General features: G+C 47.0%; 1 pseudogene. It reads left to right on the top strand.

Features of this window, described 5'->3' with window-relative positions:
* Positions 1–741, top strand: a pseudogene (locus tag R7E78_RS26360) (phosphate ABC transporter, permease protein PstA); the annotation flags it as partial.

Here is a 741-nt window from a genome sequence, read left to right as displayed (position 1 = left end):
AAAGAGTGGGCGGTGATTGAGCGCAGCAGCGGCGGATATTTTTTTGGTAAGCTGGTGGCGTTTCAAGATGGCGACAAGCTCTATCAAACTGATATCCAAACGGTGTTGAACAAAAAACTTGATGACGCAGAAACGCTGCGCCACGAGATTGATTCTTTGGTCGTCGACCAACTGAAAGACCTGGGTTGGAAGCTTGAGCAATTGCGTTTAGACAAGCGCAAACATGAGCTCAACAACACCGTAACGGACGATTTTTTAGCGCAGAACTTGCAACAAAAAGAGCAAGTGGAACAAGAGCTGGCGAAGTTGGACTTACAACTGGATTGCTTGCGTTTACAGCTTTCTGGCTATGCACTAATTGTTGAGGACATGACGGGTTCTCATGTTTCGATTCCCCTTGAAGACATATTGGACCACTGGTACCCAAACCAAATGTCGTTACCTGACAAAGTGATGCATTGGGGTAAACAGGTCTGGAAATTCTTATCCGAAGATCCAAGAGAATCGAACTCTGAGGGCGGCGTTTTTCCTGCAATATTCGGAACCGTTTTCTTGGTGCTTATCATGTCGATTATCGTGATGCCGCTTGGGGTGGTTGCTGCGATTTACTTGCATGAATACGCGAAGAACAACGCATTTACGCGAATTATTCGAATTGCGGTCATCAACTTGGCGGGGGTTCCTTCGATCGTGTATGGCGTGTTCGGGTTGGGTTTCTTTGTCTATACCATCGGAGCCTCC

It is taken from the genome of Vibrio sp. YT-19(2023) (assembly GCF_033337395.1).
Note: the sequence above shows the minus strand (reverse complement) of the source record. Positions and strands in the feature narration are given on the sequence as shown.